The organism is Lysinibacillus sp. LK3 (assembly GCF_001043675.1).
In the GTDB taxonomy this organism is placed as follows: domain Bacteria; phylum Bacillota; class Bacilli; order Bacillales_A; family Planococcaceae; genus Lysinibacillus; species Lysinibacillus capsici.
Window position 1 is genome coordinate 62,292 of record NZ_LDUJ01000006.1, and the last position, 9,118, is coordinate 71,409.

At 35.2% G+C, this 9,118-nt stretch carries 8 protein-coding genes; 1 reads left to right on the top strand and 7 read right to left on the bottom strand.

Going from position 1 to position 9,118, the window contains the following annotated elements; translation table 11 throughout:
- Nucleotides 1-72: 72 nt before the first annotated feature.
- Complete coding sequence (locus VK91_RS04340; protein ID WP_048391130.1) at nt 73-972, top strand: DMT family transporter; 900 nt, start codon at nt 73-75, stop codon at nt 970-972.
- A 20-nt stretch (nt 973-992) separates the two neighbouring features.
- Here VK91_RS04340 and VK91_RS04345 read toward each other — a convergent pair whose 3' ends face one another.
- From VK91_RS04345 to VK91_RS04375, 7 genes are all read right to left on the bottom strand, one after another.
- Entirely contained in the window at nt 993-2,204 is a 1,212-nt protein-coding gene (locus VK91_RS04345; RefSeq protein WP_048391132.1) for an MFS transporter, read from the bottom strand.
- 9 nt (nt 2,205-2,213) lie between these two features.
- Nucleotides 2,214-3,482, bottom strand: coding sequence for a TRAP transporter large permease (locus VK91_RS04350; RefSeq protein ID WP_048391134.1), 1,269 nt, complete (start codon nt 3,480-3,482; stop codon nt 2,214-2,216).
- Nucleotides 3,463-3,960, bottom strand: coding sequence for a TRAP transporter small permease (locus VK91_RS04355; RefSeq protein ID WP_048391136.1), 498 nt, complete (start codon nt 3,958-3,960; stop codon nt 3,463-3,465). The genes VK91_RS04350 and VK91_RS04355 overlap by 20 nt, the downstream gene beginning before the upstream one ends.
- A gap of 245 nt (nt 3,961-4,205) precedes the next feature.
- The gene (locus VK91_RS04360) at nt 4,206-5,252 is read right to left on the bottom strand and encodes a DctP family TRAP transporter solute-binding subunit (protein ID WP_048391138.1); all 1,047 of its coding nucleotides are present in this window, start codon (nt 5,250-5,252) and stop codon (nt 4,206-4,208) included.
- A gap of 57 nt (nt 5,253-5,309) precedes the next feature.
- Nucleotides 5,310-6,344, bottom strand: coding sequence for a DctP family TRAP transporter solute-binding subunit (locus VK91_RS04365; protein WP_048391140.1), 1,035 nt, complete (start codon nt 6,342-6,344; stop codon nt 5,310-5,312).
- Nucleotides 6,345-6,626: 282 nt separating this feature from the next.
- Complete coding sequence (locus VK91_RS04370) at nt 6,627-7,295, bottom strand: response regulator (RefSeq protein WP_048391142.1); 669 nt, start codon at nt 7,293-7,295, stop codon at nt 6,627-6,629.
- Nucleotides 7,292-8,779: a sensor histidine kinase gene (locus VK91_RS04375; protein WP_082148120.1), complete on the bottom strand. Its 1,488-nt coding sequence runs from the start codon at nt 8,777-8,779 to the stop codon at nt 7,292-7,294. The genes VK91_RS04370 and VK91_RS04375 overlap by 4 nt, the downstream gene beginning before the upstream one ends.
- Nucleotides 8,780-9,118 lie beyond the last annotated feature (339 nt).

Consider the following 9,118-nt stretch of genomic DNA (forward strand, 5'->3'; position numbering starts at 1 on the left):
TGAATAAAGGAAAGGGAAGTAGATTTGCCATTACTTATGTAGAAATCTCTTTATTTGCGGGTGCGATAAAATATGAAACAACTAACAATCTATATGATTTTATTTAGCTGTGTATTTTTTTGGGCCAGTAACTTCATTATTGGCTCTATTTTAATTGAACATTGGGATCCTTTAACGGTTGCCATTTTTAGATTGATCGTCATTGTTCTCTTTTTAGGAGGGATTAGTTGGAAAGCAATCTACCGAACAACATTTACAAGAAATGATTTATTGTTATTGATCCTTGCAGGAATACTGGGCGTTTCCATTAATCACTATAGCTTTTATGCTAGTCTCCAGCACACTTCTCCTATCACTGCGGCTTTAATATTAGCCTGTGCACCGATTGTCACATCTCTGCTGAATAAAATGATCTATCATGAATCACGTAACGGCATATTTTGGCTAGGTGCAATACTATCATTTGTTGGTGTTGGCCTCATCATTACAAAAGGGGCACTTATCACCATTTCAATCGGTAAGGGTGAGGTGTTGAGCTTAATTACAATGCTAAGCTTTGCTTTGTTCCTCATTATTGTCAATCATCTTAGTCTGAAAATGTCAGCCCAGTCGATTACGTTCTATACAAATTTAATAGGTTTACTGGTGCTTGTGCCGTTTTCATTTACTATTTTGCCGCAGACGAATTGGCAAGTTGCAATACCCTACTGGTTTTTGCTCATCTTATCAGCGATTATTATTCATGGGGTAAGCAATTTAATGTGGAATCAAAAAATGAAGGAGGTCGGCTCAACAAATGCGTCGTTGTTGTTAAACTTTGAGCCAGCTATAGCCATGCTATTGAGTGCTGTATTTTTAAAACAATTCCCTACAAGTGTTCAGATATATGGCTCTTTATTAATTTTAGTAGGAATTTTGTTGTGTATTTATTATAAAGAAATTAAAGCAATTGTCCTTGTAAAAAAACAATGAATTAGCAAAAAAAGAGATGCTCATTTTTTGAGTACATCTCTTTTTTGCTGTTTCTGTAGCGAATTTAAAATAAATAGGTATGTTATTGGCAGAAAAGCAGTAATGATTACGATACCATGCCACTGAAATAATGACCAAACAGGGCTTAGTATTGTACTTCCAGAGGCCACCCCAAGGTAATAAGCGACCAAATATAGACTAGAGGCGCTTCCTTTTTGATAAAGAGCTAGCCGACTTACCAATGAGGAAGTTAATGCATGAGCAGTAAAAAAACCTAAACATGCTAGACAAAGTCCAATTACAATAATGAAAAGTGACTTGCTTAATGTAAAAAGTATTCCCACAGTTAATAAACAAACACCAAATGTTCGAATGGTATGTAATCCAACTTTTCCTGCAAGTGCATTAGCAATGGGCGAACCAATAATACCTAAACCATAGGCTAAAAAAATAAAAGAAATGCTTTGTAAAGATAATAGAAAAGGAGGCGCTGTTAAGTAATAGGGAATAAATGACCAAACTCCAGTAAAGGATAATTGTAAAATAACTCCTAATCCAAAAAGCATCAATAATTGAGGGTTTTTCAAATGAAACCAAAAGCCTTGTAAATCCTGTTGAATCGTACGCTGTTGTACCGAAAAATTTTTGGATTTAGGTAGCATCCACCAGACAATTACCATAACGATGCACCCCATAATGGCTAATGAAACAAATGCCATTTTCCATGAAAAATATTCAGTGACATACCCCATCATGAGTCTACCAATTGTTCCGCCTAGTGCATTACAAGAAATATATAATGCAGTGGCAAAGCCCATTGATTGTTGATCAATTTCTTCGCTAAGATAGGCAAGTGCTGCTGCAGGTACACCTGCAATAGCAAAGCCCTGAATAAAGCGTAATAAAATAATAGTAGAAAAAGAATCAGTTAGTGGCATGAAAAAAAAAGGTATGATAGTAAAAACTATGGATAAATGAATGAACAAAACTCTTCCATAACGATCTGATAAAAAACCTAGCACGATTAATCCAAGAATTACTGATAGAGTAGTCATAGATACGGATAGACTTGCAACGGATACAGAAATATGAAATTGCTCTGTAAAGAAGGGGAGCAGGGGCTGAACAGAATACATTGCTGCAAAGACAAAAACAGAAGCCCCGCCCAAACTAATGACAATTGTCCAAAAAGAGCGATCTCTTATTGAATAACCCTTTGTATTTATGCCCATCTTAAAACCTTATTTCATTTGCTCTGGTAACCAGAGAGAAAGTTGTGGGATTAAGACAACAAGTGCTAAGAAGATAATCATTAAAATGATAAACGGTATAACGCCTTTTACCACTTCCCCAAGTTTTTCTTTTGCAATACCGCTAACCACGAAGAGATTCAATCCAACTGGTGGAGTGATCATTCCTAATTCCATATTAATCGTCATAATAATGGCAAAGTGGATTAAATTTATATCGAAGTGTGCAAGGATTGGTAATAAAATTGGTAAAGTAATTAGAATAATGGAGACGGCTTCTAAGAACATACCCATGATAAAGAACAAAATATTGACAACTATCATAAAAATCCACTTATTTAAATCACTTTCTGCAATCCATGCACCCACTTGCTGTGGTACTTGTGCATTTGTTAAATAGAGTCCAAATAACGAAGCGGCACCTATTATTAAGAAAATCATAGCGGTAATATTAATAGATTCTACTAATACTTCGCGGAAATCCTTTAGCTTCATTTCACGATAGATAAACAAGGATACAATAAGACCATAGAAAACAGCTATCACCGCTGATTCAGTTGGTGTCACAACTCCTGAATAGATTGTTCCTAAAATTAAAAAAGGTAAAAATGCTCCCCAAATGGCTTTTAAAGATTTACGCCCACGTTCTTCCCAAGAAGCTGGTTGATCTCCATTAAATCCATTGCGTTTCGCATAAACGATAGCAGCAATAATTAAAATTCCTGTTAAAGCTAATCCAGGAAGAACCCCAGCCATAAATAACTCACCAATTGATTGCTCCGAGGTGATACCATAAATAATTAGTGGAACACTCGGTGGTATTAAAATTCCTAATGTACCACCTGCTGCCACAAGTCCCATGGAATAACGTTTTTTATAGCCTGCTGAAATCATTGCAGGGATCATAATAGAGCCGATTGCTGCTGCTGTGGCAGGTGAAGAGCCTGAAATAGCGGCAAAAATAGCACATGCAACAATTGTAACAACTGCAAGACCACCTGGAAGGTGACCAATCCATGCACGTAAAGCTTCAATTAAATATTTTGATATCCCACCGCGCGCCATTAATACGCCAGCCAGCACGAATCCTGGGATGGCCATCATAGGGAAGGAATCTAATGCAGTAAAAATGCGCTGTGGAATCATATTCATATTAAAATCTATTTGGAAGAACACTAGAATTGTCGAAAGTGCTAAGCTAATAGCAACAGGTACGCGTAGAAATAATAGCAAAAAGAAACTAAGTAAGAGGATTAGCATATTCTTCATCCTTTCCTCGTAGAATATTAACTAATCGTTCTACGAATCTTAGTAAAAATAAAATACCTGAAAGAGGTAGGACTAAATATACAATCCACATTGGAATCCCGATATCAAGTGAAACCATACCAGATGTATAGCGATTTTCCACTAAAACAAAACCATAGTACGTGTAAATTAAGCAAAAGGCGATGCTCAAGCCTGTTGCTACTAAATCTAATAGACGTTTTTTCGATGGCTTTAATTTGTCATATAGAATATCCACCTGTATATGCTGATTGTGGCGAAGAGCTAAGCCAAACCCCAAAAATGTACCCCAAATTATAGAATAGCGTGCTAATTCCTCTACCCATGCTTGTGGTTCATTAAATATGTAGCGCATAATAACCCCATAAAAAATGAGCACGACACCTGCTACGAAAAAAATTCCAGCAAGAATTTCTTCTAAGTAGCCCCATATTTTATAAACGGCCTTCATGTTGTAGCCTCCTTTATTTAAAGTTAAAAACGGATGCTTTTATTCCCACTGTAAATGTTGCTGTTTGAAGTGAGCTTCTTAGCACCCGTTTGTAAGTAAGCGATATACTAATAAAATTATTGATATTGACGATAACTCACTACTACGGGCAACTTCCTAACAAAGAATACCCAAGAAATTGTTGCGATTTCCTATTCCTTACACCAACTAATTGTTGGAATAGTAAGTTTTTTTAAGAACCATGTTTATTTTAAATCACGAATACCATTAATTAGTTCTTCTGTGATAACATCAGTAAACTCTTCATAAACTGGTTCCAGTTGTTTTTTGATGGCTTCTTTTTCAGCATCTGATAGCTCAAGGACTTCAATACCAGAGTTTTTAATGTTTTCGAATGATTTTTCGTTTTCTTCCGCAGCTAAATCCCAAGCTAACGTTGTTGCCTCATTTAATGATTCTTCAACTGCTGTCAATAGCTCTGAAGGTATTTTTTCCCAGAATGTTTTGTTTACAAAGATGGCATAGTCTAGACGACCATGTTCAGATACGGAGAAGTATTTTTGAACTTCTTGATATTTTTGAGTATCAAAGTTATTAAATGTGTTTTCTTGTCCATCTACTGTTCCTTGTTGTAAGGCAGCGTACGTTTCACCAAATGCAATGGTCGCAGAACCAGCATTCAAAGCTTTAAACTGCGATTCTAAAACTTTACCTGCTTGTGCTCTGAATTTTAGTCCTTTAAAATCGTCCACTGTCACAAGTGGATGTTTGTTATTGGAAAAGTGTTTAAAGCCATTTTCCCAGAACACGAGACCTTTAATATCGTTAGCTGCTAGTTGGTCAGATTCTAGAATCAGTTTTGCAACATCTGAATTAAAGAACTTACGAGCATGCTCTTGATTTTCAAAAAGGTATGGCATATCAACATATTGCCAACGAGGATCGATTTTTACCATTTTCGTTACAGAAGGAGCAATCATATGCACATTTCCTGATACTAAGGCATCTAATTCATCATTATCTCCATATAGTTGTGAGGATGGATAAACCTCAACTTTCACTTTACCTTCTGTTTTTTCATCCACTAGTTTTGCAAATGCCTCAGCTGCTTTACCTTTAACACTATCAATTGAAGTTACATGAGAGAATTTAATAACAAGAGGTTTTTCTTTGGTGTAGCCACCATCTCCCTCAGCTGCTGGAGCAGAAGCTGCTTCTTTTTTGTCGCCACCACAAGCCGCAAGTACTAGTAAAAGCAAAGCCATGAATGACATGAAAAGCCATTTTTTCATTCTATATCCCCCTAAAATTTATATTTATAGTTAAAAGGGCAACCTTTTAAACCCTAGTTAATGAAATTGATTTTTAGGAAGTGCCTCAATATATTTAAAACCATAATTTTCTGCATAATAGTCGTATACAGGTTTAAAGGCGTTCTCCCAATCCTCTATTTCTTCCTCCGTTAAATAATGAATTTGTATGCATTGACATGCTTCCATTTCCTGAAGTCTTTCCGTACTTAAATTCTCTGCTTGTTGCCACTCCCATTTTTGTACTTCCTCAAGAGTATCAATCAAAAGCTCCTGTACATTTTTAGGGAGGGAATTCCAAAATTCATTATTCATTAATAACAAATAGCCTAGATAACCATGATTACTAATAGTTAAGTAATCTTGAAGTGAATGTAGATTTTTGCTTGTAATATTAGTGAGCGTATTTTCTTGCCCATCAACATTGCCTTTTTGTAGTTGATGGAAGACCGTATTAAAATCAATTCGTCTAGGATAGGCACCTGCAATGGAAAATTGCTCTGCTAAAATATCACTTGGCATTATTCTCATGCGTAAACCTTGTAGATCAGTTAAGTTTTGGATGGGACGAATACTATTACTTAACTGTTTAAAGCCACTATCCCATACGCCCATCGAGATTAGATTGTGTTTATTTAACCTCTTCATTAATGATTGTCCAACTTCGCTTTCAACATATGTATGAACTTCTTGTGCATTTTTAAATGCATAAGGTAAATCCATGACAGACCATTCGGGTACAAACGTAGTAATTTTTGAAATGGCAGGGGCAATCATCTGAATATCTCCTCTTAAAAGAGCATTCATCTCCTCACCATCCTTGTACAGTACACCATTCGGGAAAACTTGAATTTCTACATGACCATTACTTCGTTCCTTAATAAGCTCTGCAAATTTAATTGCTGCCATTCCTTTAGGTGTGTTTTCACCAACAACATGTGAAAAGCGAATGACAATTTGTTCTTCATGACTTAATTGCTCATTGTCAGTTGGATAGGTCTGCTGTTGACAACCTATGAGGATGGTTAAAAAACATAAGTTTATGAAAAGTACTTTTATAGGGTTACGCCACATGTCAATTCACTCCTAACTGTATAAGATGTGAACGCTTTCTATTGTATTTTATACGAATAAATATTCAATATTATGGTTTTAATGAACATTTTGGTATTTATGGTATATAACAATTAGTTATATTGATAAATTGTTATAATACAAGATAATTGCAAGAGAAAAAAAGAATCTGCTTACTTTTCTTTTATTAATGTGCATAGTAAAGCATCATAAACCTATGCATAATAAGAAAAATAGCAGATTCTATATGAGTTTTTATTTTTAATAACTATTTATGCTTAACTATTTTATGGAATAATATTTCGTTGGTCGTCCAACTGTTCCATATTGTAGTTCAATGCTAACGGTTCCTTTAGTTGCTAAAAAATCTAAATATTTCCGAACTGTGACCCTTGCCATTCCAACATTTTGAGCCAGCTGCTCGGAGGTTATAGCTACTCTATATGTTGTTAAATAATCTAATATTTGTTTCATCGTTAAATTGTTTAAGCCTTTAGGTAATTCATTTGACTCTTGTTGTATACCTAGCCAACTATCAATATCCTCTTGATTTAAGGCTGTGCAATTAGTAAACAATTTAGAGCTATTTTTATATTGCTGTAAAGCTTTTTCAAAACGTTCGAAGCGAAAGGGCTTAATGAGATAATCGCTTGCACCAAATCGTAAAGCCTCTTGAACAGTCGGTGCATCTCGCGCAGCAGTTATCAGAATAATATCTGAGGGAATCCTTTCTGAACGGAGTTTTAAAAATAAATCCATACCGGTCATATCTGGTAAAAACATGTCTAGTAAAATTAAATCTGGTTTTTTCACTTTAATTTTTTCGTAAGCATCACGACCTGTGATAGATTCGCCTACAAGCTGAAAACCAATCATTTTATTTAAAAAACCTTTATTTATTTCAAGCACCATTGGATCATCTTCTACAATAAAAACTGAAATGTTACTCATTGATCTTCTATCACCCCTACCTCAATAGTAATATTTGTACCAATATTGACCGTTGATTCCACTTGTATATTTCCGTTATTAGATTCTACAATTTGTTTAACAAGTGCAAGGCCAATACCATGTCCTTCCTTTTGTTTGGTAGTAAAACCATATTCGAAAATTCGTTGCGGTAAACCTATTATCCCCATGCCACTATCCTGTACTTCTATATATAGATAATGCTTATCGCCAATTAACGTTAATCGTACATCTTTATACGTACACTCAAAGCATGCTTCCATCGCGTTATCAAGCAAATTTCCAATTATAGTTACCAAATCACCACTAGAAAAACCGCTCATAATATCGGCTAGCTTTGAATCATCATCAATGGTCAGTTCCACGCCGAGTTCTTTTGCTCGCGAGTACTTCCCAAGTAGTAAACCTTGTATCGAGTAATCAAGTATTTTATCATGTAAATTTTGTATAATTTCCTCTTCATCCGTAATTTCATCAATAATAAGACTCAGAGCTTCATCATTACGATCTAGTTGAATTAATCCTGCAATACTATGTAAACGGTTCATATATTCATGCTGTTGAGCTCGTAAGGAATCCACAAGCATTTTAATCCCTGTTAATTCTTCAGCTAACATATTTGCCTCTTTACGATCCGTTAACATTATAAGGTATCCGGCATTTTGATCTAAAATCCGAATAGGGAAGGTGCGTACTAAATACATCTGGTCATGTATAAGTAAAGGTCTATATATTTCATGCTGCTGTAAAATGTCTTCCGCAAGCCATGTCCCATTAAATAATTCTTTGCGAGAAATTCTCTGTTCAAAGAAATGAGTATATTGCCTTGCGAGGCGGTTAATAAATGATACATTACCGCTTTCGTCGGTTGCTAATATACCAATATCCATTGCCTGTATAATGCCAGATCGCTCTTCCACTAAGCGAGCGATTTCGTATGGCTCTAAATTAAATGTTTGACGCTTTAGGTGATTAGCCACCCAGACTGAACCACCTAATCCAATAGCTAGTCCCCAAAAAAGAGAAATCAATATATCAAATTGATATTCATCTAGTAGGTTGTACCATTTTGGGGTGAGTAACCCAACTGTAATAACACCAACTTGTTGTGTACCTTCTTCATTCATTATAGGAACGAATGCACGGATGGAATAGCCAAGCACTCCCTGAGCTTTTGATATGTATTCATGCTGTGAAAAAGCTTCTATTTCGTCTCCACCCTCAAAAACTGTGCCAAGTTTGCTCTCAGAAGGGTGAGAATAGCGGATTTTCTTCATATCAATAATCACGATATAATCAACATCAGTTGTTAAACGAATTCTCTCTGCAATGGGTTGAATAACTTCAAATCCATTCGGTTTCCCAACATTATTTTGTACATCTGTCAGTTGTGAAACGGTTCTCGCAATAGCAATGGCTCGTGCTCCAAATTCTTTCTCAAATGCACCCGAAAGGTTATGGATCATGATAGCACCACTTGTTGCTATAGAAAAAAGGACAATAATAAATGAAAAAATAAACATTTTTAGACGTAAAGATATATTTTTCATAGACATATAAAAGAGCGATAGCTATTAGCTTTCTTTTATACATTCATCACCCCAATTCTACAAAATAAGCATGTTTACCTTAAAACATACTAAAAATTCTTAGTTTATACTAAATTACCATAAATAACAAAGCTGTTGTAATACAAGATTTGTTGAAGAGTATTTTTTTTATTGTGTAGTATAACAAAACAAATGATAAATATGATTTATATTGTTGTAGTGGCGTACATATGCCAGAAAATTACACTCTAATAT